At 63.0% G+C, this 25,172-nt stretch carries 17 protein-coding genes and 3 tRNA genes; 13 read left to right on the top strand and 7 right to left on the bottom strand.

Annotated features, from left to right (window positions below; all coding sequences use genetic code 11):
- Nucleotides 1-45: 45 nt before the first annotated feature.
- The 3 genes from QY76_RS16820 to QY76_RS16810 form a co-directional block, all read right to left on the bottom strand.
- Entirely contained in the window at nucleotides 46-1,173 is a 1,128-nt protein-coding gene (locus QY76_RS16820) for a porin (protein ID WP_034172522.1), read from the bottom strand.
- Nucleotides 1,174-1,776: 603 nt separating this feature from the next.
- Nucleotides 1,777-2,556 carry a DUF2076 domain-containing protein gene (locus QY76_RS16815; protein ID WP_045425113.1) on the bottom strand — a complete coding sequence of 260 codons (780 nt, stop codon included), beginning with the start codon at nucleotides 2,554-2,556 and terminating at the stop codon, nucleotides 1,777-1,779.
- 256 nt (nucleotides 2,557-2,812) lie between these two features.
- The gene (locus tag QY76_RS16810) at nucleotides 2,813-3,829 is read right to left on the bottom strand and encodes an aminopeptidase (RefSeq protein WP_034163191.1); all 1,017 of its coding nucleotides are present in this window, start codon (nucleotides 3,827-3,829) and stop codon (nucleotides 2,813-2,815) included.
- A 443-nt stretch (nucleotides 3,830-4,272) separates the two neighbouring features.
- Between QY76_RS16810 and QY76_RS16805 the strand changes: the two genes are divergently transcribed.
- From QY76_RS16805 to recD, 11 genes are all read left to right on the top strand, one after another.
- On the top strand, nucleotides 4,273-4,599 hold the full coding sequence (locus QY76_RS16805) for a DUF3561 family protein (protein ID WP_034163277.1): 327 nt from the start codon (nucleotides 4,273-4,275) through the stop codon (nucleotides 4,597-4,599).
- 347 nt (nucleotides 4,600-4,946) lie between these two features.
- A complete protein-coding gene (lgt, locus tag QY76_RS16800; RefSeq protein WP_034163192.1) occupies nucleotides 4,947-5,816 on the top strand; it encodes a prolipoprotein diacylglyceryl transferase in 870 nt (289 codons plus the stop codon).
- Nucleotides 5,817-5,844: 28 nt separating this feature from the next.
- The gene (gene thyA / locus QY76_RS16795; RefSeq protein ID WP_034163193.1) at nucleotides 5,845-6,639 is read left to right on the top strand and encodes a thymidylate synthase; all 795 of its coding nucleotides are present in this window, start codon (nucleotides 5,845-5,847) and stop codon (nucleotides 6,637-6,639) included.
- A gap of 166 nt (nucleotides 6,640-6,805) precedes the next feature.
- Nucleotides 6,806-7,291, top strand: coding sequence for a prepilin-type N-terminal cleavage/methylation domain-containing protein (locus QY76_RS16790; RefSeq protein ID WP_034163278.1), 486 nt, complete (start codon nucleotides 6,806-6,808; stop codon nucleotides 7,289-7,291).
- Complete coding sequence (locus tag QY76_RS16785) at nucleotides 7,288-7,839, top strand: peptidase (protein WP_034163194.1); 552 nt, start codon at nucleotides 7,288-7,290, stop codon at nucleotides 7,837-7,839. Before QY76_RS16790 ends, QY76_RS16785 begins: the two co-directional genes overlap by 4 nt.
- The gene (locus tag QY76_RS16780) at nucleotides 7,836-8,279 is read left to right on the top strand and encodes a DUF2509 family protein (protein WP_034163195.1); all 444 of its coding nucleotides are present in this window, start codon (nucleotides 7,836-7,838) and stop codon (nucleotides 8,277-8,279) included. Before QY76_RS16785 ends, QY76_RS16780 begins: the two co-directional genes overlap by 4 nt.
- Nucleotides 8,230-8,574 carry a prepilin-type N-terminal cleavage/methylation domain-containing protein gene (locus QY76_RS16775; protein WP_225865136.1) on the top strand — a complete coding sequence of 115 codons (345 nt, stop codon included), beginning with the start codon at nucleotides 8,230-8,232 and terminating at the stop codon, nucleotides 8,572-8,574. The genes QY76_RS16780 and QY76_RS16775 overlap by 50 nt, the downstream gene beginning before the upstream one ends.
- 70 nt (nucleotides 8,575-8,644) lie before the next feature.
- Complete coding sequence (gene recC / locus QY76_RS16770; RefSeq protein ID WP_045425109.1) at nucleotides 8,645-12,031, top strand: exodeoxyribonuclease V subunit gamma; 3,387 nt, start codon at nucleotides 8,645-8,647, stop codon at nucleotides 12,029-12,031.
- 80 nt (nucleotides 12,032-12,111) lie between these two features.
- The gene (gene ptrA / locus QY76_RS16765) at nucleotides 12,112-14,994 is read left to right on the top strand and encodes a pitrilysin (protein ID WP_045425225.1); all 2,883 of its coding nucleotides are present in this window, start codon (nucleotides 12,112-12,114) and stop codon (nucleotides 14,992-14,994) included.
- Entirely contained in the window at nucleotides 14,994-18,587 is a 3,594-nt protein-coding gene (gene recB / locus QY76_RS16760) for an exodeoxyribonuclease V subunit beta (protein ID WP_081854069.1), read from the top strand. Before ptrA ends, recB begins: the two co-directional genes overlap by 1 nt.
- A complete protein-coding gene (recD, locus tag QY76_RS16755) occupies nucleotides 18,580-20,433 on the top strand; it encodes an exodeoxyribonuclease V subunit alpha (RefSeq protein WP_045425107.1) in 1,854 nt (617 codons plus the stop codon). The genes recB and recD overlap by 8 nt, the downstream gene beginning before the upstream one ends.
- Before the next feature lie 41 nt (nucleotides 20,434-20,474).
- Here recD and argA read toward each other — a convergent pair whose 3' ends face one another.
- Complete coding sequence (argA, locus tag QY76_RS16750; protein ID WP_034163199.1) at nucleotides 20,475-21,800, bottom strand: amino-acid N-acetyltransferase; 1,326 nt, start codon at nucleotides 21,798-21,800, stop codon at nucleotides 20,475-20,477.
- 238 nt (nucleotides 21,801-22,038) lie between these two features.
- On the opposite strand from argA, the gene amiC reads away from it, so the two are divergent.
- Nucleotides 22,039-23,301: an N-acetylmuramoyl-L-alanine amidase AmiC gene (amiC, locus tag QY76_RS16745; RefSeq protein WP_034163201.1), complete on the top strand. Its 1,263-nt coding sequence runs from the start codon at nucleotides 22,039-22,041 to the stop codon at nucleotides 23,299-23,301.
- 100 nt (nucleotides 23,302-23,401) lie between these two features.
- On the opposite strand, the gene QY76_RS16740 is transcribed toward amiC, so the two are convergent.
- The 3 genes from QY76_RS16740 to QY76_RS16730 form a co-directional block, all read right to left on the bottom strand.
- Nucleotides 23,402-23,478, bottom strand: a tRNA-Met gene (locus QY76_RS16740).
- 38 nt (nucleotides 23,479-23,516) lie between these two features.
- Nucleotides 23,517-23,593 (bottom strand) — tRNA-Met (locus QY76_RS16735).
- A 40-nt stretch (nucleotides 23,594-23,633) separates the two neighbouring features.
- Nucleotides 23,634-23,710, bottom strand: a tRNA-Met gene (locus QY76_RS16730).
- Nucleotides 23,711-23,929: 219 nt separating this feature from the next.
- On the opposite strand from QY76_RS16730, the gene mltA reads away from it, so the two are divergent.
- Nucleotides 23,930-25,081: a murein transglycosylase A gene (mltA, locus tag QY76_RS16725; protein ID WP_045425105.1), complete on the top strand. Its 1,152-nt coding sequence runs from the start codon at nucleotides 23,930-23,932 to the stop codon at nucleotides 25,079-25,081.
- Nucleotides 25,082-25,172: the final 91 nt, after the last annotated feature.

Raw genomic sequence — 25,172 nt, 5'->3', positions numbered from 1 at the left:
GAGCACAAGGCCTCCCTCGGGAGGCCTTGTTTATAATGGGCGAGATTAGAAATTATATTGAATGCCGACGCCCAGCTGGTTATCGGTATCAATGTTGTTATAGCTGCTGAACTCGTTATCTTTCAGCAGATTCATCTTATATTCAATGTAGGTCACCATGTTTTTGTTCAGCGCAAACTCGGTGCCGACGCTGATGTAGTTGACCAGGCTGCCAGACGCGTTTTTCTGCGCCGCGTTGTCGCTATTAAGGTTGAGGCCGCGCGACAGCACATAGCCCAGAGAGGGACGCAGGCCGAAGTCGAACTGGTATTGGGCCACCGCCTCGAAGTTCTGGGTCTTCTTCGCGATCAGGTTATTTTTGTTGAAGGGGGTCATATTGCGGGTTTCCGCGTACATGGCTGCCAGGTAGATATTATTGGCATCGTATTTGGCGGCGAAGGTCCAGGCCTCGGCGTGCTCGCCCCTTGCGCTGCCCTGCGTTCCCGATGACTGGGCGGTGGTGCGATCGGAGCTGCTATAGGCCGCTGCTAGAGCGATGCCGAAAGGCAGCTCATAGGTGGCGGCGATCCCGGCGCCGTCGCCGTTGTCACGCCGCGCAGAGGCGTCGCCGCGGTTGCCGGTGCCGCTCTGAATATCGCTATCTTTAATCGTCCCCTCGTTCTTGCCCTGGTACTGCAGGGTGATATTCAGCCCCTCGATCTGGCCGAAGAAGTCGCGGTTGCGGTAGGTGAGCAGGTTATTGGCGCGACCGGTCATGTAGTTATCGGTCTTGGTATAGGAGTCGCCGCCGTAGACCGGGAATACGTCGGTAAAGTCTTCCACACCTTTAAGCACGCCGTTATTACGGCCATAGTCCAGCGAGCCGAACTGGGCGATATTCAGTCCCACGAAGCCCAGACGGGTATAGCTTTCTGGCGCACTTTCGTTGCGGCTGGCTTTCGCCTGGAACTCCCAGCGGGCATAGCCTGTCAGCATCGAGTTAACCTGGGTTTCCCCCTTAAAGCCGATACGCGCATAGCTGTCATCTCCAGCGCCGTCACCGGAGTAGAACTCTCCGGCGAGACGGCCATAGATATCGACCTTATTGCCATTTTTATTATAAACCTCAGCCCCATGCGCTACGCCCGCCGCCACTAATGCCGGAATAACCACTGCAAGGTATTTATATTTCATATCTTATCCTTGATGAGTAATAATTATTTTAAATGGATGGCTAATAATGGTGTTATAACCAAGGGCAGGATAATCGCTTGACACCAAAAATGGCACGATGACTCATTTTAATCTTATTGCATAATGTAATTCATATGTATGTAGCTCATGGGTAATCTATTTATTTTGTTAATTTATATGCAAATGGATTTATTTTATTGATTGTTTTGTGGTGGTGCTGGTGAGAGCGTACATCCCCGGCGGCGGGGATGCCTCTTGGATGATGGGGCTAAAGTGGGGGAGTGATTATTTTTGGGCGAATCTGATTTCAGAGAGGATTGATACTGCGAATGTTTAAATATAAAAATAAACTTTGAATAATTGGATATATATTATTGTGCTTATTGCTTCACTAAAAATCGTGGATATCTTGCTGGTGTTATATTTTATTTTGCTGGGTTATTTCGCAATAAATATTGAATAGTATTTAAATGTAGGGTTTATATTTTATCCGTGTCGATGAATAAAAATCTGGTGAATATACTTAGAGTTACATTTTGTTACATTTGGCGTGCAGGCGCACACCGGGAAGCGGGGAGGGATCTTCCCGGCGTGAGCGATGCGTTAGAAAAAGGAGGAGTCGTCGTCGTCGCCGCCAAAGAAGCCGTCGTCCTGAGGATCGGAAAAGCCGCTATCCTGGCCAAAACCGCCGCTATTATCCTGACGCCAGTCGGCATCGTTCTGGCCGTTGTCCTGAGCATCGGTGTTCTGAGCGTCATTGCCCAGGGTCTCATTGCCCCGATCGACGTCGCTGTTGGTGGCCTCCGGCTCGGGGGTGTCCTCAATGATATTGACGATCTCTTCTGGACGGCTCTGGTGGAACAGTCCGGTCAGCATATTGGCCATCACCATCCCCCCGGCGACGCCGGCCGCGGTCTGCAGCGCACCGCCCAGGAAGCTGCCTGCACGGGAGGGGGCTGCCGTCGGCTGCTGGCCATAGCTGGGCGCCGGCTGACCATAGCCCGGTTGAGCATAGTTGGCAGCGCCAGGGATCGGTTGGCTACCCAGCGGCGTACGGGTAGCTGTCGGCGCAGCGGATGCCGGGGCATCGCCGCTCTGGCTGCCGCCGCCGAACAGGCCGGCGAGGAAGCCACCGCTGCTACGCGGCTGGCTCTGGAGCTGACTGATCTGCTGCTGCAGCTGTTCAACCTGCTGATTGAGTCGCTTGAGCGCGGCCTCCTGGATCAGCATGGCCTGCGCCATGTAATACGGGGCGGCCGGCTGTTTGGTCAGACAGGCCTGGATCAGCCGCTGTGCGTCGGCGTCGCGGGGACCGCTGCCGGCCTCAGCCTGCTGCAGACGGGAAAAAAGACCTTCAATGATACGTTGTTCTTCAGTTTGCATAATCTGCCTCAACACAGCGCCCGCCGCAGCGGGGTCGATAACGTTGGTGACCGGTAAAATGGAAATGGCCCGTACAATCCCGTCCCGTCGGATCCGGGACGGGATTGCAGCGCACCGTGCTCAGGGGCGAACGGCCGCCGGCTCTCTGAGTAATGTAATGCCCAGATACAGCAACGCAATCCCCCTTTACCTAAAGCCACATTGCCTGATATTTCTCTACATTAGGAAGCCCGCAGCGTATACAGCGGCGGTGGGATCAGCGGGTCAGCTGCTCCAGCAGCGGCAGCAGGATCCTGACCCCCTCGCGGGTGCGGGCTCGGATCCGTCCCGGCAGGTGCCGATCCAAATATTTCATATTGTCGTACTGGGGCTGATGCCAGCTGGTGCCCTGTGCAAACAGGTTGCCGCCGTGGCGCGTCTGGCGCGTCGGATCTTGGCTATCCGCGGCAGAGAGCAGCAGCAGTGGAAGCCCGGCCTGAGAAAACAGCGCCATCCCCTCGTTCTGGGGCGTGGACTGACCCAGCGCCGCGCTGTCGCCGCGTGCGATGCGGATACCGTCGCGTTTGGCTAGCTGTAGCAGGCGATCGCGGCTGCGCTCGGCCAGCGCCTGAGCGTTGCTGGTGGCGAGCAGCCTGTCGCCGCTGATCAGGGAGTCTATGCCGATCACCAGCAGGGTATTTTTCTTCTCCTCCTGTGTCATACGGCTAAGGTAGTTTTCGATCCCCTTGCCGCCGAGCTCCTGCGCACTCAGCGCCAGAAAGCGAATGCCGACCTGGGTTTTTATCGGCCGCAGGCGCTCGGCCAGCTCCAGCATGACGCCGACGCCGGAGGCGTTATCATCGACCCCCTGGAGCGTCAGCCCGCCCAAGTTATGGTTAACGTCGTCATCGCTCTGCGGAGTAAAGGTATCCAGATGGGCGACGATCAGGATCTGCTGAGCGCCGTGGCCCGCTTTTGCGGCGATCACCGAGGTGGCTGTAACGTTGTGCCAGCTGTTTTTACCGTTGCTGTCGCGGTACAGATAGCGGGTCTTAAAGTCGCGCAGGTTGCTGTCATAACCCATCTGACGGAAGCGCTGGTTGACATAGTCGGCCATCATCAGCTCGGCGGGGCTGCCCGCCATGCGGCCGGGGAAATAGGTGGCGATATGGCGCACTTCCTGATCGGCGATTTTTCCAATGGGCTGGTGGGTCTGGGCGCTGACCGGCGCGACGAGCGCGCAGCCCAGGCAGAGCGCGGCCAGGGAGAGAGAGTATCTGCAGCGGGAAAGCATGAGTCGGGCGTCCTTTGTATCGGTCTGTCGATGGCGCGTCACACGTCGGCAGGGGCATTCATCTGCCAAATATTATCGCCTGTGGCAGGGGATTAAACAATTTCTTGCGCGGACAAAGGGGGAAAAATAGCGGGAGTAAGGCCGATGAGAAGGGGATATAACGTCTCCCCTAGGCGTCATGCCTCCGTATGGTGCAATTTAGGCGGCGGAGAGCGCCGCCGGACGCCTCGAGAGGGAGAACAATTGGTAACAAATTTGGCCGTGCAAATGTTAGACGTTTTGGCCCTCGGCGGTATTATCAGCGCATATGCCAGCGTGAGTCTGAGGCCGTACGGCTCTGGCATTCGGTGTTGCGCCTGTCGGCCCTGTTTTGCCCGGCGCGCAGCGGTGAGGCCGATCGCCTTTCCGCGTATGTGAACGCTTTGCTGCCGCAGGATTCGGGTATGCTGATTAATGCCGCCAACAGGCCGGCCGATGAACTGACCACCGGCGAACGCGAAGATCCCTCTTACGCCTTCAGCGGCGGTGTGTTGGGATTTGTTTTCTATTGGCTGGCGTTCGCGCTGCCCTTTGTCGTTTATGGCACCAATACGCTGCTGTTTATGCTGTATACCTGGCCCTTCTTCCTGGCGCTGCTGCCGGTATCGGTGCTGGTGGGGATTCTGATCCACCGTTTGCTCTCCGGCCGTCTGCTGTTCAGCGTGCCGCTGTGCGCCCTGCTGGTGGTCACCCTGTTCTGGCAAACCTTTTCTCTGCTGAGCGGCTGGTAAGCAGGGGGGCGTTGTCCAGCGTTCGCGCCCTCGCCGGCTATCACACGCGCTCGCCGTTTTCTGAAAATACGTTGGGATGGATATATTCCGTGACGATCAGGAAACGATTAAGGCAGAGTGTATGACGGCCATTACCCGGGTGCCCCCCTCGCCGGCGGTGGACACGCAGGGCGCCGGCGCCTGATGCTGCGAGATAAGCCTATCTTTTCGGCTGCGATCCGCCGTGGGGCGATACGCTTTTTTACATAACTTTATCGTTACGCATACCCCGGTTCCTCCACTTTCCTATGTTATGATGCGCCACTTGAGCATTTTATACGGTTTCTCAGACAGTATTGTGGTGACAGATGACGAACTATCTGCATTTTCCCAGTTTTGACCCGGTGATTTTCTCCATCGGTCCGGTAGCGCTGCACTGGTATGGCTTGATGTATCTGGTGGGCTTTGTCTTTGCCATGTGGCTGGCGGTGCGCCGGGCCAACCGGCCGGGCAGCGGCTGGACCAAAGACGAAGTCGAAAACCTGCTGTACGCCTGCTTCCTCGGGGTATTCCTCGGCGGGCGCATCGGCTATGTCCTGTTCTATAACCTGCCGTTGTTTATCGATAACCCCCTATATCTGTTTAAGGTCTGGGATGGCGGCATGTCTTTCCACGGCGGTCTGATCGGGGTGATCCTGGCGATGCTGTGGTTTGCCCGTCGCACCAAGCGCACCTTCTTCCAGGTGTCTGACTTTATTGCGCCGCTGGTGCCGTTTGGTCTGGGCGCCGGGCGTCTGGGCAACTTTATTAACGGCGAGCTGTGGGGCCGCGTGACGCTGGATACGCCCTGGGCGATGCTGTTCCCAGGCTCCAGCAGTGAGGATATGCAGCTGGCAGCGACCCACCCGCAGTGGCAGGCGGTGTATAACCACTTTGGCCTGCTGCCGCGTCACCCGTCTCAGCTGTATGAACTGTTGCTGGAGGGGGTCGTGCTGTTTATTATCCTGAACCTATTTATTCGCAGGCCGCGTCCGATGGGCAGCGTCTCCGGACTGTTCCTGGTGGGCTACGGCGCCTTCCGTATTATCTGTGAGTTTTTCCGTCAGCCCGATGCGCAGCTTGGCCTGTTTGACGGGGTGATCAGCATGGGGCAGATCCTCTCCATACCGATGATCGTGGTCGGCGTTATCATGATGGTGTGGGCCTATCGTCATTCGCCGCGCGCGCAGGCGTCCTGATTTTTTTACGTAGAGAGTTTGAGGTGACATGAAACAGTATCTGGATTTGATGAGAAAAGTGCTGGCAGAGGGGACACCCAAGGCCGATCGTACCGGCACCGGCACCCTGTCGATTTTTGGCCATCAGATGCGTTTCAATCTGCAGCAGGGTTTTCCCTTGGTGACCACCAAGAAGTGCCACTTGCGCTCGATCATTCATGAGCTGCTGTGGTTCCTTAACGGGGAGACCAACGTCAAGTACCTGCATGAGAATAACGTCACTATTTGGGATGAGTGGGCTGATGACAACGGCGATCTTGGCCCGGTATACGGTAAGCAGTGGCGCGCCTGGGGCTGCACCGACGGCCGCCAGGTGGATCAGATCAGTCAGGTGATGGAGCAGCTGCGCCAGGATCCCGACTCGCGCAGGATCATCGTGTCGGCCTGGAACGTGGGCGAGCTGGATCAGATGGCGCTGGCGCCTTGCCACGCCTTTTTCCAGTTTTATGTCGCCGACGGCCGCCTCTCGTGCCAGCTGTATCAGCGCTCCTGCGACGTCTTCCTGGGGCTGCCGTTCAATATCGCCAGCTATGCGCTGCTGGTTCATATGATGGCGCAGCAGCTGGATCTGCAGGTCGGCGATTTTGTCTGGACCGGCGGGGATACCCATCTGTACAGTAACCATATGGAGCAGACGGCGCTGCAGCTGACCCGTGAGCCGCGTGCACTGCCGCGTTTGGCGCTGGCGCGCCGTCCCGCGTCGATCTTCGACTACCGCTTCGAGGACTTCATCATCGAAGGTTATGATCCGCACCCGGCGATTAAAGCCCCCGTCGCCGTGTAATGCGCAGCGACGCATACTCCTCTGTAAACGCCGGCCCTGTGCCGGCGTTTTTTATTGGCGTCAGCCGTATCCCGCCGCGATAGCGCTTGGCCTGCCGTCGTCGCCAGCTTAGGCTGGATGCCGCCACGGCGAGGGCCGCCGTGCCATCGTGCGAATGGGGGCGGTCATGCGGGAGGCGCCGCGGGGATACACCCTGCTGGAAGTGATGCTGGTCTGTGGCGTGCTGGCGATGCTGGCCGCCGCGGCGCTACCGCTCTGGCTGCCGCGCCGCGATCAGCAGCGGATGCTGGCAGAGGGGCTACGCCTGCAGACGTATCTGCTGACGCTGCGCGAGCAGGCCTTTCGCAGCAACGGGGGGCGTCCTATCCTGTTTCGCCGCGGCCGCGGGGGAGTGGCCTGCCTGGTGGCGCAGCCGCAGGACGACTGTCGCGCCGCCGCGGCCTTTATACCGATAGCGCCGCTGCGCCTGGAGGCGCAGATGTCTGCCGACGCCGGGTTTTACGGCGTCCGCAATACGGCGCGTCCAGGGCATCTCCGCCTGAGCGATGAGCGGCGTGCCGTCCGGGTGATCTGGTCGGCGCAGGGGAGGGTGAGGCTGTGCGCAGAGTATGGAGTGTCGGCGCTGACGGCGTGCGATGTCAGCGGGGAATGAGCTTGCTGTCGATCATGGTGGGACTGTTTCTCGGCGCGCTGGTGATGTCGGCCACCCTGCGCCTGGTCAGTGAACTGCGGCGTCAGGGGCTGGCCGCTCAGCGTCAGCTGCAGCGCATGGAGGAAGCGGCGGGGCTGCTGGATCGGCTGGAGAAGGATCTGCGCCGCAGCGGATTTTGCGCGGCGCCCTGTCGCCGTCCGGCGCCGCCGGTGCAGATAGCCGCCGTGCGCGGGGAGCCAGGCGGCTCTTGCGTGCTGCTGGCCTACGATCTGGACGGCGATGGCGCCGTCGAGGAGGCTGAGCGCTTTGGCTGGCGTCTGCGCCAGGGGGCGCTGGAGGTGCGGCGCGGTGCCACGCTCTGTGACGGCGGCGGCTGGGAGCGGGTGAGCGATGAGCGGCGCTGGCGGATCGATGCGCTGCGTATTGTCCGTCGCGCGGCGACCTTTCAGCTGACCCTGAGCCTGGCGGAGCGGCGATACCCCGATGCGCCGCTGGTGCTGCGGCAGTGGCTGGCCGCACCGAATCTAGCGCGGCCAGCCGCCCCGTGAGGCGTCAGCGCGGCGCGGCGCTGTTGGGCACGCTGCTGGCCGCGCTGGCGCTGGCATTGGGCTGGGTGCTGGCGCAACAGGCGCAAACCACGGCGCTGCTGCAGCGTAGCGCGGCGCAGCAGCGATACTGGTACGCCGAGGTGCAGGCCGATCTCTGGCTGACGCGGGCGCAGCGCCTGCGCTGGCAGGCCAGGCCGTACTGGCAATGCCGGGCGCTGGCGCCGTCGTGGTACGCCTGCATTCGCGCACTGGATGCGCAGCGGGCGCTGCTGTGTGTGTCTGGCCAGCCGTCTCCGCTGACCTATCCACTGGTTCGGGTACGCTATCTAGAGGGAGAGGCGCATGAGCGGGATCAACGATATCGGGCGCTGCCCGGCGGCTGGAGCGACTTTGTGCCCGCGGGGATCGTCTGCCCTGCAGCAGGGGAGCACGCTGGTTGAGGTGATGCTGGCGCTGCTGCTGACCAGCGTCGGACTGATGGGGCTGGTGCAGACTCAGCGCACGCTGCTGCATGCGCAGCGGGCGCAGGAGCAGCGTCAGGAGGCTTGGCGCTATGCACGCGGCGCGCTGGCGCAGGCGACGCTGCCGCTGCAGGCGCCGTCGGAGGAGGGGGTGCCGCCGGGGTGGAGCCGGACGCTGGGGCTGCGCGCCGCGGGATCCTGTCGTCTGCTGGTGTGCGAGCTCACCCCGCCGCGGGGGCGGCCTGTCAGCCTGGCAAAGTTGATTTGCCCTTAGCGGGCGATCGCGGTAGCTTTGGCGCACACCCAACAGGCCGCGCAGCAGGGCGGGCCCCACCGGAGAGGCTATGTTTACCGTTTATCACTCCAATCAACTGGATGTTCTGACGCAGCTGATGGCGGCGCTGATGCAGGGGCAGCCGCTGGAGACGCCCTTTGCGCGCGAGGTGATCCTGGTGCAAAGCCCGGGGATGTCCCAGTGGCTGCAGATGGAGCTGGCGCGCAGCTTCGGCATCGCCGCCAATATCGACTTTCCGCTGCCGGCCACCTTTATCTGGGAGCTGTTTACCCAGGTGCTGCCGGATATCCCGCAGCGCAGCGCCTTTAGCAAAGATGCCATGACCTGGAAGCTGATGTGGCTGTTACCGCAGTTCCTCGATCGCCCGGCGTTTGCCCCGCTGGCGCACTATCTGAGCGACGATACGGATCGGCGCAAGCATTTTCAGCTGGCGGCGCGGATTGCCGACCTGTATGACCAGTATCTGGTCTACCGCCCCGAGTGGCTGCAGCGCTGGGAGCAGGGTGGACTGATCGAGGGGCTGGACAGCGCGCAGCAGTGGCAGGCGCCGCTGTGGGTGGCGCTGCGTGACTATACCGAGCAGCTAGGCCAGCCCCAGTGGCACCGCGCCAACCTATATCAACGCTTCATTCAGGCGCTGAAGGCGAGCGACGGCGCCCCGCCGGGGCTGCCGCGCCGGGTCTTTATCTGCGGGATCTCGGCGCTGCCGCCGGTCTACCTTGAGGCGCTACGCGCGCTGGGTGAGCACATTGATGTGCATTTGATGTTCATCAATCCCTGTCGTTACTACTGGGGCGACATTCAGGATTACGCGTTTCTGGCGCGGCTGCAAAGCCGACGCCGCCGCGACTACCTGCTGGCGCAGTGCAGTCTGGGCGATAGCCAGAGTGCGCTGTTTCGTGTGCCGGAGCAGGCCGCTGCGCTGTTTAGCGAGGAGGGCGAGCAGGCGTTGAGCAATCCGCTGCTGGCCTCCTGGGGCAAGCTGGGACGCGATCATATGTATCTGCTGGCCCAGCACGGCCCACAGGAGGTCAGCGCCTTTGTTGACCTGGCGCAGGATACCCTGCTGCAGCGCATCCAGCGGGATATGCTGGAGCTGGAGGATCACGCCTGTATCGCTGCCGCTGCGCCGGCGCTGCAGGATAGTCGGCAGAAGCGGCGGCTGGCGTCGGACGATCGCAGCATCAGCGTACACGTCTGCCACAGCCCGCAGCGCGAGGTTGAGGTGCTGCACGACAGCCTGCTGGATATGTTCGCCGCCGATGCAACGCTGAGCGCCCGCGACGTGATCGTGATGGTGGCCGATATCGACAGCTATGCGCCTTTTATTCAGGCCGTCTTCGGCAATGCACCGGCCGCCCGCTATCTGCCCTTCGCAATCTCGGACCGCAGCGCCCGCCAGCTGCATCCGGTGGTGCAGGCGCTGCTGGCGCTGCTCGATCTTCCCCATAGCCGCTTTAACGCCGAGCAGGTGCTGGCGCTGCTGGAGGTGCCGGCGCTGGCGGCGCGCTTTGATATCGACGATGACGGTATCCGGCTGTTGCGCCACTGGGTGGAGGAGTCCGGGATCCGCTGGGGGCTGGACGATGACGCGGTGCGTGACTTGGCGCTGCCGGCGACCGGTCAGCATACCTGGCAGTTTGGCCTGACGCGCATGCTGCTGGGCTATGCCATGGACAGCCGCAGTGGAGAGTGGCAGGGGGTGCTGCCCTACGATGAGTCCAGCGGGACGATCGCCGAGCTGGCTGGGCAGCTGGCGCAGTTTCTGGCGGCGCTGCGCGATTGGCGTCAGCGCCTGGGGCAGATGCAGACGCTGGCGCAGTGGCAGCCGCTGTGCCGGGCGCTGCTGGATGACTTTTTTGTCACCGACGCCGATAGCGAAGCGGTGTGTGCGCTGATCGAACAGCAGTGGCTTAAGCTGATTGAAGAGGGACTGGCGTCGGCCTATCCCGAGACGCTGCCGATCACGGTGCTGCGCGACGAGTTGACCGCCCGTCTGGATAATCAGCGCATCAGCCAGCGCTTCCTCGCCGGGCCGATCAACTTCTGCACCTTGATGCCGATGCGCTCAATCCCGTTTAAGGTGGTGTGTCTGCTGGGAATGAACGACGGCGTTTATCCGCGTACCCTGGCGCCGCTGGGGTTTGATCTGATGGCGGGGAAAGCGCAGCGCGGCGATCGCAGCCGGCGTGACGATGACCGCTACCTGTTTCTGGAGGCGCTGCTGTCGGCGCAGCAGCGGCTGTACATCAGCTACATTGGCCGTTCGGTCCAGGATAACAGCGCACGCTATCCCAGCGTGCTGGTCAGTGAGCTGCTGGAGTATATCGCCCAGAGCCATTGTCTGGCTCAGGATGTGGCGCTGGACGTGGACAGCAGCGCCGAACGGGTGATGGCGCATCTGTGCCATACGCACCCGCGGGTGCCGTTTGATGCCGAGAACTTCGATCCGCAGGGCGAGTTCCAGAGCTACGCCAGTGAATGGCTGCCGGCCGCCTGCGGGCAGGGGATCGAGCATCCGCCGTTTGCCGCCCGGCTGGCGCCGCTGCCGTTGGAACACCTGACGCTGGATATGCTGATCCGCTTTTACCGTCATCCGGTCCGGGCCTTTTTTCAGCAGCGTCTGGGGGTCAGCTTTATCCGTGAGGAGAGTGAGCTGCCGCAGGAGGAGCCCTTCACGCTGGATGCGCTCAGCCGCTATCAGATCAACCAGCTGCTGCTTAACCGCCTGATCGGTGGCGATGAGATCGAGACACTGTATCGCCAGATCCGCGCTGCTGGAGCCCTGCCCTTTGGCGCTTTCGGTGCGCTGTGGTGGCAGGCGCAGTGCGACGAGATGACGCAGCTGGCGCAGCGGGTCGGCGATCTGTTCCTGCCGGGGGAGAGCCTGGAGATCGACCGTACGCTGGACGGATGCCGCCTGACCGGCTGGCTGCCGCAGGCGCAGGCGTCAGGGCTGGTGCGCTGGCGCCCCGCAGAGCTGGGGGCGACGGACGGGATCGTGCTGTGGATAGAGCACTTGCTGTTCTGCCTGGCTCAGGGGGGCGGCGATAGCTGGATGTTTGGGCGCAAGAATACGACGTGGCACTTTGCCGGACTCGATGCGGCGCAGGCCGAGCGTGAGCTGGTGCGCCTGATCGAGGGCTATCGCGAGGGGATGCAGGCGCCGCTGCTGCTGACGCGCAGCGGATGGCAATGGCTGAAGTGCTGTTATGATAAGGAAACGGGACAGCTACAGACGACGGACGATGCTCGGCTCGCCAAGGCGCACGGCAGTCTGCTGCAGGCGTGGAACGGGGATGCCTTCAGTCCGGGAGAGGGGCAGGATGCCTATCTGCAGCGGGTGGTGCGCACGTTGGATAACGCGGCGCAGCGAGAGCTCGAAGCACAGGCGCAGCGCTTTTATTTACCGCTGCTGCATCATAATTTGGCGTGATCCTCCGCGACGGCGGGGAGCGGGCAGGCGGGTGCGTTTTCGGGGGCACCCAGGACAGGGGCAAGAGGGGATAGGACGTGATACGTAGACAAAGTGCGACCATCGTACTGTGGATATTACTGCTGTTTTGGGCGCCGCTCGGCGCTGCCGCGCAGGGCTGGCAGCCGCTGGCGCAGAGCATCAACAAGAGCGCCGGCGATCCGCGCGCCTATCAAGCCATCCGCCTGGATAATGGCATGAAGGTAGTGCTGGTCTCCGATCCACAGGCGCCGAATGCGCTGGCGGCGCTGGCGCTGCCGGTGGGATCGCTGGACGATCCGGACAGTCAACTGGGGCTGGCCCACTATCTGGAGCATATGGTGCTGATGGGGTCAAAACGGTTCCCGCAGCCGGACAATCTGTCGGAATTCCTGAAAAAGCACGGCGGCAGCTATAACGCCAGCACCGCTTCATACCGCACCGCCTACTATCTGCAGGTGGAAAACGATGCCCTGGCCCCGGCGCTGGACCGCTTGGCGGACGCCATTGCCGAGCCGCTGCTGGACAAAGGGAACGCCGATCGCGAGCGCCACGCGGTGAATGCCGAGCTGACGCTTGCGCGCTCGCGCGACGGTTTGCGCATGGAGCAGGTCTCTGCCGAGACCCTGAACCCGGCCCACCCCAGCGCCCGCTTCTCCGGGGGGAATCTGGAGACCCTGCGCGATAAGCCGGGTAGCAGTCTGCATCAGCAGCTGGTGGCGTTTTATCAGCGCTACTACTCCGCCAATCTGATGGTGGGGGTGGTTTACGGTAACCAGCCGCTTCCCGCGCTGGCGTCGCTGGCGGCGTCGAGCTTTGGCCGCATTCCCAATCGACATGCGACGGTCGCGCCGATCGATGTGCCGGTAGTGACACCGGCGCAGCAGGGGATCATCATTCACTATGTCCCGGCTCAGCCGCGGCGGATGCTGCGCATTGAGTACCGCATTCCCAACGATAGCGCGGCGTTCCGCAGTAAAACGGATACCTATATCAGCTATCTGATTGGCAACCGCAGCAAGAATATGCTGTCCGACTGGCTGCAGCGCCAGGGGCTGGCGGAGTCCGTTAGCGCCGGCGCCGATCCGATGGCAGATCGCAACGGCGGGGTGTTCAATATCAACGTTGCCTTGACTGAGAAAGGGGTGGCCGAACGGGGCCGGGTGATCGCGGCCGTCTACGACTATCTGCGCCTGCTGCGCACCCAGGGCATCAAGCAGAGCTACTTCGACGAGATAGCGCATGTGCTGGCGCTCGATTTCCGCTACCCGTCGGTGACGCGCAATATGGGATACGTCGAGTGGATGGCTGATATGATGCTGCGGGTGCCGGTCGAACACGTCCTGGATGCGCCCTATCTGGCCGATCGTTTCGATCCCAAGGCGATCGCCGCTCGCTTGGACAGCATGACCCCGCAGCGTGCGCGCATCTGGTTTATCGGTTCCGATGAGCCGCACAATAAGATGGCCTACTTTGTCGATGCCCCCTATCAGGTTGAACGCATCACGCCGACCCTGCTGGCGCGCTGGCAGCGCGACGGGCGCGATATCTCCCTGTCGCTGCCGGCCCTGAATCCCTATATTCCGGATAACTTTACCCTGATTAAGCCGGTATCTCCGACGCCAGCGTATCCGCAGCCGATCGTCTCCCGTCCGGGGCTGCGCGCGCTGTATATGCCGAGCCGCTATTTTGCCGATGAGCCCAAGGCCGATATCACCCTGGCGCTGCGTAACCCGCTCGACAGCGACGATCCGCGCGGCCAGGTGCTGTTTGCCTTGACGGACTATCTGGCCGGACTGGCGCTGGATCAACTCTCTTATCAGGCGTCGGTGGGCGGCATCGGTTTCTCTACCGGCTATAGCGATGGCCTGCTGATCAGCGCCAGCGGTTTTACCCAGCGTTTGCCGCAGCTGCTTAGCGCGCTGCTGGAGGGCTATGCCGGATTTACCCCGACGGCGGATCAGCTGGCGCAGGCTAAATCCTGGTACAGCCAGCAGTTGGACGCCGCCGACAAGGCCAAGGCCTTTGAGATGGCGATGCAGCCGGTACGCGCGCTTTCCAGCGTGCCCTATGCCGAGCGCGCCGCGCGCCGCGCCATGCTGCCGTCGATAACGTTGGACGATATCCTAGTCTACCGTCAGCGGCTGATCCGTGCGGCGACCCCGGATCTGATGGTGGTCGGTAACCTCTCTGCTGAACAAGTACGCCTGCTGGCGGATCGCATCAGCGCCCAGCTGCACTGCAGCGGCACCCATTGGTGGTATGGCCGCGACGTGGTGGTCGGCGGAACATCGCTGGCGACGCTGGATAGGCCGGGCAGCAGCAGCGACTCTGCGCTGGCGGCCGTCTACGTGCCCACCGGCTATGATGAGATTCAGGGCATGGCGCGCAGCCAGCTGCTGAGCCAGATCCTGCAGCCATGGTTTTACGATCGGCTGCGCACCCAGGAGCAGCTGGCCTATGCGCTGTTTGTCTTCCCGACGTCGGTTGGCCGCCAGTGGGGGCTGGCCTTCCTGCTGCAGAGCAGCAGCCGGGCGCCCGACTATCTCTATGGCCGCTATCAGGCCTTTTATGCCCAGGCGGAGCAGCGGCTGGCCGCGCTAAGCGAGGCGGACTTCAGCCAATATCGCGGGGCGCTGGTGACCCAGCTGCGTCAGCGGCCGCAAACCTTATCCGAGGAGGCCGACCGTTTCCAGGGGGACTTTGCCCGCGGCAATCTGAGTTTTGATACCCGTGACAGGCTGATCGCCGCGCTGGAGGGGCTGACGCGGGCCGATCTGCAGCGCTTCTTCCGCCAGGCGGTGCTGGCGCCGCAGGGGCTGGCGCTGCTGTCGCAGGTTATGGGACAGAGCACCCAGGGACAGTATGCCCAGCCGGCCGGCTGGGCGCGCTACCCGGACGCCAGCGCGCTGCAAAAGACGCTGAAGATAGAGGTGACCCGCTGATGACGCCGTCGACTCCGCCGGCGCCGCGCGCGCCAATGCCGACGCAGACTCTGGATCCGCTGACCCTGCCGCTGCGCGGCGCCCGTCTGATCGAGGCCTCCGCCGGCACCGGGAAGACGTTTACCCTGGCCGCGCTCTACTTGCGTCTGCTGCTGGGCCTGGGCGAGGAAAACGCCTATCCGCGCCCGCTGGCGGTAGAGGAGATCCTGGTGGTGACCTTTACCGAGGCTGCCACCGAGGAGCTGCGCGGCCGCATCCGCAGCAATATTCACGCGCTGCGGCTGGCCTGCCTGCGCGGCGAGAGCGGCCATCCGCTGTTTGCCAGCTTGCTGGCGCAGATAGCCGATCGAGCGCTGGCGGCCTCTCTGCTGCTGGCGGCGGAGCGGCAGATGGATGAGGCCGCCATCTACACCATTCATGGCTTCTGTCAGCGCATGCTCAGCCACAACGCCTTCGAGTCCGGGGTGCTGTTTCAGCAGACCCTGCTGCAGGACGAGCTGCCGCTGCGCCGTCAGGCCTGCGCTGACTTCTGGCGTCGCCACTGCTATCCCCTTTCCGCCGATCTGGCGGCGGCGGTCAGCCAGCTATGGAGCGGTCCAGAGGCGCTGTTGGCCGAGCTGCAGCCCTATCTGTCCGGCGAGATGCCGCTGCTGCGTCCGGCGCCCGACGCGCAGGAGACGCTGGCGCAGCGTCATCAGACCCTGCTGGCCCGCATTGAGCGGGTCAAGGACGCGTGGCGGGAGCATGCGCACCAGGTGGCCGGCCTGATCGCCGCCTCGGGCGTCGACAAGCGCAGCTACAGCAGCCGCTATCTGCCCAAGTGGATGGATGAGGTGTCGGCCTGGGCGCAGGCAGAGACCCGTGACTATCAGCTGCCGTCGTCGATCGCGCGCTTTGCACAGGCGACGCTGCTGGAGAAAACCAGCAAGGGGGCGCCGCCGTGCCATAGCGTATTCTCGGAGATTGAGTCGCTGCTGGCCGAGCCGCTGTCGCTGCGCGATCTCATGCTGGCGCGTGCGCTCGGTGAAATCCGTGACGGCGTACAGCTGGAGAAGCGGCGCCGGGCTGAGCTGGGCTTTGACGACCTGCTAACCCGGTTGGATCAGGCGCTGGGCGGTGCGGGCGGCGCGGCGCTGGCCGCGGCGATTCGCCAGCGTTATCCGGTGGCGATGATCGATGAGTTCCAGGATACCGACCCCCTGCAGTACCGTATCTTCCAGCGGATTTATACCGCAGACGACGCCAGGTCGACCGAGATAGCGCTGCTGCTGATCGGCGATCCCAAACAGGCGATTTACGCCTTTCGCGGCGCGGATATCTTCACCTATCTGCGCGCGCGCGCGGCGGTGGACGCCTGCTATACCCTGGAGACCAACTGGCGCTCGGCGCCTGGCGTAGTACAGGCCGTCAACGCGCTGTTCTTACGCCTGGAGGCGCCGTTTTTGTTCGCAGAGATCCCCTTTGTACCGGTGGACTCCGCCGCGGCCAACGCGGGACGCCGGCTGACGATCGACGGTGAGCCCCAGTCGGCGATGGCGCTGTGGCTGTATGATGTTCCCGGCTGCACAGCGCAGGAGTATCTGCAGACGATGGCGCGCCGCTGCGCGGCGCAGATCCGTGACTGGCTCAGCGCCGGTCAGCGGGGCAGCGCGCGACTGACCGGCGGTGATGACGGCGAGGCGGGACGCGCGCTGTGCGCCGCCGATATGACCATCCTGGTACGCAGCCGCCACGAGGCGACGGTGATGCGCGATGCGCTGAGCGCGCTCAATATCCCCTCGGTCTATCTTTCCAACCGCGACAGCGTCTTCTCGACACCGGAGGCGCGCGACCTGCTGTGGCTGCTGCAGGCGATCCTGACGCCGGCCCAGAGCCGAACCCTGCGCAGCGCGCTGGCCGTAGGCCTGCTGGGGCTGGATGCGGCGGCGCTGGGCGCGCTGAGTCAGGATGAGCGGCGCTGGGATGCGGTGGTGGATGAGTTTGACGGCTATCGCCGTCAGTGGCAGCGCCGCGGGGTGCTGCCGATGCTGCGAGAGCTGATAGGGCGCCGCCGCCTGGCGGAGAACCTGCTGGCGACCGCGGGGGGCGAGCGCCGCCTGACCGACGTTCTGCACCTGGGCGAGCTGCTGCAGGAGGCCGCGGCGCAGCTGGACAGCGAGCCGGCGCTGGTGCGCTGGCTGGCCCAGCAGATCGACAGCCCGCAGCCGCAGGCGGAAAGCCAGCAAATGCGTCTGGAGAGCGATCGCCATCTGGTGCAGGTGATCACCATTCACAAATCCAAAGGGCTGGAGTTTCCGCTGGTTTTCCTGCCCTTTGTGGCGACGTTCCGCCGTCAGCGGCAGGGGCTGTACCATGACAGGGCCACCCACCAGGCGGTGTTGGATCTGTGTGCGGACGATGATGCGCTGGCGCTGGCGGATCAGGAGCGACTGGCGGAGGATCTGCGCCTGCTGTACGTCGCCGTGACGCGTGCCGTGTATCACTGTGCGCTGGGTATCGCCCCGCTGGTGTCTGGAAATCGCCGTAAACAGGATGAGAGCGATCTGCATCACGGCGCTATCGGTTATCTGCTGCAGCGCGCCGAGCCCTGCGATGCCGAAGGGCTGAAGCAGGCGTTGCAAACGCTGTCGAATGACCAGATTCGCCTGGAGATCCTCTCTCCCGGCGAGGGAACTCCGTGGCAGGCTGAGCCGATACCGCCGCGCGCGCTCTGCGCCCGCCGCTTTACCCGTCGTCTGCAGGATGATTGGCGGGTGACCAGCTACTCCGCGCTGCAGCAGCACGGCGCTAGCACCTATCTGGAGCTGTTGCCGCGCCTGGATATCGATGCCGCCGGCGAGAATCGCACGGCGGCGGCGACGATCTTCAGCGCCCACACCTTTCCACGCGGCGCGGCGCCGGGAACCTTTTTACACGGCCTGTTGGAGAAGTTGGACTTCGCCGCGGCGCCGGATCCGGCGTGGCTGGCCGAGCAGTGCCTGGCGCAGGGGATCGATTTGGCATGGGTGCCAACGCTGGCGCAGTGGCTGACGCAGATCCTGCAGACGCCGCTGGATGAGAGCGGGCTGACCCTGAGCGATCTGGCCCCGTCGCAGCGCCAGCCCGAGCTGCAGTTTTATCTGCCGATTGCCCGCCCGCTGCGGGCGGAGGCGCTGGATGCGCTGATCCGCCGCCACGATGCGCTGTCGGCGCAGTGTGAGGCGCTGGCGTTCAGCCAGGTCGAGGGCATGCTGAAGGGCTTTATCGACCTGGTTTTCTGCCACCGGGGGCGCTATTACCTGCTGGACTATAAGTCCAACTGGCTGGGTGAGGATCGAGCAGCCTATACTCCCCCGGCGATGGCGGCGGCGATGATCGCGCACCGCTATGATCTGCAGTATCAGCTGTATACCTTGGCGCTGCACCGCTATCTGCGTCATCGGCTGGTGGATTATGACTATCAGCGCCACTTCGGCGGCGTCTTTTACTGTTTCCTACGCGGCATGGCGGGCGCTGAGCCGGGGCAGGGGGTCTTTGCCTGCCGCCCCGAGGAGGCGCTGGTCACGGCGCTGGATGCGTTGTTTGCCGGGGAACAGGAGGATAGCGATGCGTGAGTCCCTACTCTCCCAGATGGCGCAGCAGCGTACGCTGCGCCCGCTGGATCTACAGTTTGCCACGCTGTTGGCCGGGCCGCAGCAGCTGCACCTGGCGCTGGCCGCGGCGCTGGTTAGCCAAGAGCTGGCCGCCGGGCATGTCTGCCTGCCGCTGGCGGCGCTGGATACGGCGACGCTGAGCCAGCGCTTTCCGCAGCAGGCCGATGCCTGGCCTGCACTGCTCGCGGGATGGGACGTCGCCCGCTGGCGGGACTACCTGCTGGCGCAGCCCTGTGTCAGCGGCGGCGAGAGGGCGACGCCGCTGGTGGTGAGCCACGATTGCCTGTATCTACAGCGGCTATGGCGTGATGAGGGTACGGTGGCGGCCTTTTTCGCCGACGCCTGTGTGCAGCCGCGGCGGGTCGATGAGGCGCTGGCGTCGGTGCTGCATCGCCTGTTCCCGACTACGGCCCAGCGCCCGGACTGGCAGCAGGTGGCCGCGGCCGTGGCGGTGACGCGCCGGGCGTCGGTGATCTCCGGCGGCCCCGGCACCGGTAAGACCACAACCGTTGCGCGCCTGTTGGCGGCGTTAGTCGCGCTGGCGCCAGGGCGGATGCCGCGCATTCAGCTGGCGGCGCCGACGGGTAAGGCGGCGGCGCGTCTGGGCGAGTCGCTGGGGCAGGCCTTGGCGGCATTGGCGCTGGCACCGGATCAGCTACAGGCGATGCCGCGCGAAGCGCTGACGCTGCATCGCCTGCTGGGTGCCCGAGCAGACAGCGCCCGCTTGCGCTATCACCGGGATAATCCGCTGCATCTGGATGTGCTGGTGGTGGATGAGGCTTCGATGGTGGATCTGCCGATGATGGCGCGGCTGATCGAGGCGCTGCCGCCGCAGGCGCAGCTGATCCTGCTGGGAGATCGCGATCAGCTGGCTTCGGTCGAGGCCGGCGCGGTGCTGGGGGAGCTGTGCCGCTTTGCCGAATATGGCTTCAGCGCCGCGCGCGCGGCCGAGCTGAGCCGGCTGTGCGATGCGCCGATCCCCGCCGGAGAGACGCAGCCTGCGGTCGCCCTGCGTGACGCCATCAGCCTGCTGCGTCACAGCTACCGCTTCGACGCCCGTTCAGGGATCGGGCAGCTGGCGCTGGCCGTCAATCGGGGCGATCGCCGGATGGCTATGGCGTGCCTGGCGGATCGCTTTGCCGATCTGCATTGGCATGAAATCGCTCAGGATGAAGACTACCAGACGCTCTTAACGTGCTGTCTGGCGGGGTATCGCCCGATGCTGGAGGGGATCCTGCGCGGAGAGGCGCCGGCGCAGATCCTGGCCGAGTTTGCCCGCTTCCGTCCGCTGTGCGCCCTGCGTGAGGGCCCCTTTGGCCTGCATGGCCTTAACGACCGTATCGCCCTGACGCTGCAGCGGGCGGGGCTGATCCGGCGCACGCATGAGGGGCAAAAGCACTGGTATGCTGGGCGTCCGGTGATGATCACCCGCAACGACGCCAGTCAGGCGCTGTTTAACGGCGATATCGGTATTACGCTGGGCGATGAGCAGAGTGGCTGGCAGGTGTGGTTTATGGGCAGCGACGGCGCGCCGCGCGCGGTACAGCCCAACCGGCTACCGCCCCATGAGACGGCCTGGGCGATGACGGTGCACAAGTCGCAGGGATCGGAGTTCGACCATACGCTGCTGGCGCTGCCGACCCAGCCGTCGCCGGTGGTGACGCGTGAGCTGGTGTATACCGCCATCACGCGGGCGCGGCAGCAGCTGACGCTCTTTGCGACCCGGCCGGTGCTGGAGCGGGCCATTCGCACGCCGACCGAACGGCGCAGCGGGCTGATGGCCCGTCTGCTGGCCGCCGCCGATTAAGCGGCATGTGGCGAGGCACCCGCGCAGATCGCCCGGCGGGGCTACAGCTCGGTCAGCAGGATTTTGGAGCGGCGCTGGTAGTTGTACAGCGCCTGCTTCTGCTGCGGCAGCATATCGACCTCGACCGGCTGGAAGCCACGTTCTTGAAACCAGTGCAGGCTGCGGGTGGTCAGGACAAATAGCTTCTCCAGCCCCATCTGACGCGCCTGGGCGGTAATTCGCTGTAGCAGCTGCTCTCCGCGCGCTGAGCTGCGGTAGTCCGGATGCACCGCCACGCAGGCCATTTCGCCCATACGCTCCTGGGGGAAAGGGTAGAGCGCGGCGCAGGCGATAGTCAGGCTATCGCGCTCGATCAGGGTAAAACGCTCGATCTCCCGCTCCAGCTGTTCGCGCGAGCGACGCACCAGGATCCCCTGCTGCTCCAGCGGGCGGATCAGGGCCAGAATACCGCCGATATCATTGATGTTGGCGCGACGGATCTGCTCTGCGCTCTCCATCACGATCTGGGTGCCGATGCCGTCACGCGAGAACAGCTCCTGCAGCAGGGCGCCGTCTTCCAGATAGCTAATCAGGTGGCTGCGGCCTACGCCGCTGCGGCAGGCGGCGATCGCGCCGCGCAGAAAGCGCGTGCTGCTCAGGGCCCCCTCACCGGTCTCCTCCAGCGCCGCGACGCGCCGTTCGGCCTCGTTGGGCAGCAGCTCGGCGGCGATGCTACCGTCGTCGTTGCTGACCCCCTGCGCGGCGCAGAAACCGATCAGCTTCTCCGCCTGCAGCTTAATGGCCAGGTGGGTGGCGATCTCTTCGGTGGTCAGGTTAAAGCTCTCTCCGGTGACCGACACCGCCACCGGACCGAGCAGGACGATGGCACCGGCGTCCAGCTGGCAGCGCAGGGCGGCCTCATCAATGCGGCGAATGCGCCCGCTGTGACAATAGTCCACGCCGTCATCGACTCCCAGCGGCTGGGCGATGACAAAGTTACCGCTGACCACGTTGATATGCGCGCCGGCCAGCGGCGTATTGCTCAGGCTCATCGACAGGCGCGCGGTGATATCCAGCTGAACCTGGCCTGCGGCCTGCTTGACCAGCGCCAGCGTACGGGCATCCGTGACCCGGGTTTGCTTGTGGTAGCGAGGATCGCAGCGCTGCTCTCGGAGCAGCGTATCGATCTGCGGGCGGGCGCCGTAGACCACGACCAGACGAATGCCCAGGCTATGCAGCAGCGCGATATCGTTGATGATGCCGACGAAGTTCGCCTCGGCGATGGCCTCGCCGCTCAGCATAATGACAAAGGTCTTGCCACGGTGGGCATTGATGTACGGCACCGAGTGGCGAAACCCCTGAACCAGTTCTGTGCTGCGCTCCTTCATAATCGTCCCTTTGTGAATATCTATTCGTTCATTCTGTATTTTTATTCTGCAATTGAGCAAAAGGCAAGCGCCAAATTGTCCGCGCGGGTTCGCCGCCGCGCGGGTAAGGACATAGATTGTTAAATCTCTATTCAGATTTTCTAATGACATCCCCAGACGGTTTCGCTAAAGTTTTGCCCGTCTTTTCCCGGCGCCGGGGCGCCGGAGCGGGTATTTCAGCGTTGTTCCCTGGGGTTACATGACAGATTCCAACCATAGCCTAACGCGCCGCCGCCTCTTGCAGGCTGCCGCGGCCACTTGGTTCCTTAGCGTCAGCCGCGTCGGCTTCGCGGCGTCCGCACAGGTGATCGCCGTGCGTGTATGGCCGTCGTCGACCTATACTCGGGTCACGCTGGAGTCGAGCCAGCCGCTCAAATACAAGCAGTTTGCGCTCAGCAACCCCGATCGTATCGTGGTGGATATTCAGGGGGTGCATCTCAACAGCGTCCTGAAAGGGATCGGTCATCAGGTGCAGGGGGGCGATCCCTACCTGAAGCATGCCCGGGTCGGCCAGTTTGATCAGGATACGGTGCGTCTGGTGCTGGAGCTGAAGCAGAACGTCAGCCCGAAGGTGTTTACCCTGTCGCCGGTCGCCGAATTTAAGAACCGCCTGGTGGTGGATCTCTACCCGGTCGCCGGCTCTCCCGCCGCGCGGGCGGACGATGAGGATGACCCGCTGCTGGCGCTGCTGGAAGATTATAACAAGGGGGATCTGGAGCGCTCTCTACCCAAGGCCGGGCCGCAGAAGGGCAAGGCCGGGCGCGACAGACCCATCGTCATTATGCTCGATCCCGGCCACGGCGGCGAAGATCCCGGCGCCATCGGTAAAAACCGCACCCGGGAGAAAGACATCGTGCTGAAGATAGCCCATCGCCTCAGCGCGCTGATTAAGCGTCAGCCGAATATGCGGGTGTATATGACCCGCTATGAGGATGTGTTTATCCCGCTCAAGGTGCGGGTGGCCAAGGCGCGCCGTCAGCGCGCCGATCTGTTTATCTCCATTCACGCCGATGCGTTCACCAGCCGGACGGTGCGCGGTTCGTCGGTCTTTGCGCTGTCGACCAAGGGGGCGACCAGCACCGCCGCGCGCTATCTGGCACAGACGCAGAACGAGTCGGATGAGATTGGCGGGGTGAGCCGCAGCGGCGATCAGTATCTGGACCACACCATATTCGATCTAATGCAGACGGCGACCATCAACGACAGCCTGAAGTTTGGCCGCGAGGTGCTCGATCGCCTGGGGCGGGTCAACAAGCTGCATAAGAATCGCGTCGATCAGGCCGGCTTTGCGGTGCTGAAGGCGCCGGATATTCCGTCAATTCTGGTGGAGACGGCGTTTATCAGCAACGTAGAAGAGGAGCGGCGTCTGCGCACCAGCGCATTTCAGCAGCAGGTGGCCGAGTCGATTCTGGCGGGGATTAAGGCCTATTTTGCCAGCGGAGCGCAGCTGGCGAAGCGTTGACGGTGAAGCGGTAGGCAAGGACGGGCGCCCCGCCGACCGTGGGCCGGGCGATAAAAACAAAAAAAACACCGGTTAAGGTGTTTATTGTCGATGACGAAATTGGTTGCGGGGGCCGGATTTGAACCGACGACCTTCGGGTTATGAGCCCGACGAGCTACCAGGCTGCTCCACCCCGCGTCCGTCATACTGCTATCACATTGTCTGCTGCACACAATTGGTTGCGGGGGCCGGATTTGAACCGACGACCTTCGGGTTATGAGCCCGACGAGCTACCAGGCTGCTCCACCCCGCGTCCGTCATACTGCTATCATATTGTGTACTGCGCATCGGATTGGTTGCGGGGGCCGGATTTGAACCGACGACCTTCGGGTTATGAGCCCGACGAGCTACCAGGCTGCTCCACCCCGCGTCCGATGAGGGCGAATAATACACGCCATCTGGCGGGATGCAAGATTTTTTTGACAAACATCACCGATCCGCGATGTGTTCGCGGGAATATTCATCATCTTGTTTTAATTTTAATCATGATATGGATGTGGGTGATTTTTTTATTCGCTCTAATTCCTTTCACGATAGGGGTTTGTTATGGTTCGCCGGTGGTAACCGATTGCAAAAAAGAAGGCGAGAGATGAAAGGGCGTTGGGGAAAATACGCGGTATGTGGGTTATTGGTGGCGCTGATGGCCGGGTGCTCCTCCCGGCCGACGGATCGCGGTCAGCAGTATAAAGATGGCACCCTGAACCAGCCGCTGGCGCTGGTTAACCATCCGAATGCCAAGGGTAAGCCGGTTAACGGCAAAGACTTTGTGGAACAGGTGGACGCCATCCGTCAGGCCTCGCCGTCGCTGTATGGCCGCCACGTCGGTAATTTTGAGGCGGTGACCGAATGGCTGATGGCCGGGGCCGATACCCGTAAACTCGCGCAGTTTGGCCTGAACGCCTACCAGATGGAGGGCGTAGATAACTTTGGCAACGTGCAGTTTACCGGGTATTACACGCCGGTGGTGGAGGCGCGCCCCCATCCCCAGGGGGCGTTTCAGTATCCGCTGTACCGCATGCCGCATAAGCGTGGTCGCCTGCCGGCGCGCTCGGCCATCTACGATGGCGCCCTGGATAACCGCGGGCTGGAGATCGCCTACAGCAACTCGCTGATGGATAACTTTATGATGGAGGTGCAGGGCAGCGGCTACGTTGACTTTGGCGACGGCCAGCCCCTGACCTTTTTTGGCTACGCCGGCAAGAATGGCCATGCTTATCACAGCATCGGCAAGGTGCTGATCGATCGCGGCGAGGTGGCCAGGGCGGATATGTCGATGCAGGCGATCCGCCGGTGGGCCGATGATCACAGCCGCACCGAGGTGCGCGAGCTGCTGGAGCAGAATCCCTCGTTTGTCTTCTTTAAGCCGGAGCAGTTTGCACCGGTAAAAGGCGCCAGCGGCGTGCCGCTGATCGCCAAGGCCTCCGTGGCGTCGGACCGTTCGCTGATCCCGGCGGGATCGGTGCTGCTGGCCGAAGTACCGCAGCTCAACGCGCAGGGAAAATTCACCGGGCGCTACCAGATGCGCCTGATGGTGGCGTTGGACGTGGGCGGCGCTATCAAGGGACAGCATTTTGACATTTATCAGGGGATCGGTCCGGAGGCCGGACACTGGGCTGGCTACTACAATCACTATGGCCGGGTCTGGCTGCTGAAAACGCCGCAGAGCGGCGCGCCGCTGTTTAACGCCTACCACCCGCAGCGCGCTAGCCACGACGGCGGGCAGATGCTGGTACGTAACTGAGGCGCGCGGGATAGGGAACGTAGGGGCATGCGTGCCCCTTTTGTTTTTCTCGCTATCCCCTATACTGCCCGGCAGTTTTCACGCTTGATAG

The sequence above is a fragment of the Edwardsiella sp. EA181011 genome (assembly GCF_000800725.1).
Lineage (GTDB): Bacteria > Pseudomonadota > Gammaproteobacteria > Enterobacterales > Enterobacteriaceae > Edwardsiella > Edwardsiella anguillarum.
Note: the sequence above shows the minus strand (reverse complement) of the source record. Positions and strands in the feature narration are given on the sequence as shown.

Excerpts from the sequence above, each read along its gene's own strand:
- lgt (WP_034163192.1), top strand. The coding sequence starts at position 4,947 with ATGACGAACTATCTGCATTTTCCCAGTTTTGACCCGGTGATTTTCTCC.
- mltA (WP_045425105.1), top strand. The coding sequence starts at position 23,930 with ATGAAAGGGCGTTGGGGAAAATACGCGGTATGTGGGTTATTGGTGGCG.
- thyA (WP_034163193.1), top strand. The coding sequence starts at position 5,845 with ATGAAACAGTATCTGGATTTGATGAGAAAAGTGCTGGCAGAGGGGACA.
- QY76_RS16805 (WP_034163277.1), top strand. The coding sequence starts at position 4,273 with ATGCTGATTAATGCCGCCAACAGGCCGGCCGATGAACTGACCACCGGC.
- QY76_RS16815 (WP_045425113.1), bottom strand. The coding sequence starts at position 2,556 with ATGCAAACTGAAGAACAACGTATCATTGAAGGTCTTTTTTCCCGTCTG.
- QY76_RS16810 (WP_034163191.1), bottom strand. The coding sequence starts at position 3,829 with ATGCTTTCCCGCTGCAGATACTCTCTCTCCCTGGCCGCGCTCTGCCTG.
- recC (WP_045425109.1), top strand. The coding sequence starts at position 8,645 with ATGTTTACCGTTTATCACTCCAATCAACTGGATGTTCTGACGCAGCTG.
- QY76_RS16820 (WP_034172522.1), bottom strand. The coding sequence starts at position 1,173 with ATGAAATATAAATACCTTGCAGTGGTTATTCCGGCATTAGTGGCGGCG.
- argA (WP_034163199.1), bottom strand. The coding sequence starts at position 21,800 with ATGAAGGAGCGCAGCACAGAACTGGTTCAGGGGTTTCGCCACTCGGTG.
- amiC (WP_034163201.1), top strand. The coding sequence starts at position 22,039 with ATGACAGATTCCAACCATAGCCTAACGCGCCGCCGCCTCTTGCAGGCT.
- recB (WP_081854069.1), top strand. The coding sequence starts at position 14,994 with ATGACGCCGTCGACTCCGCCGGCGCCGCGCGCGCCAATGCCGACGCAG.
- QY76_RS16785 (WP_034163194.1), top strand. The coding sequence starts at position 7,288 with ATGAGCTTGCTGTCGATCATGGTGGGACTGTTTCTCGGCGCGCTGGTG.
- recD (WP_045425107.1), top strand. The coding sequence starts at position 18,580 with ATGCGTGAGTCCCTACTCTCCCAGATGGCGCAGCAGCGTACGCTGCGC.
- QY76_RS16790 (WP_034163278.1), top strand. The coding sequence starts at position 6,806 with ATGCGGGAGGCGCCGCGGGGATACACCCTGCTGGAAGTGATGCTGGTC.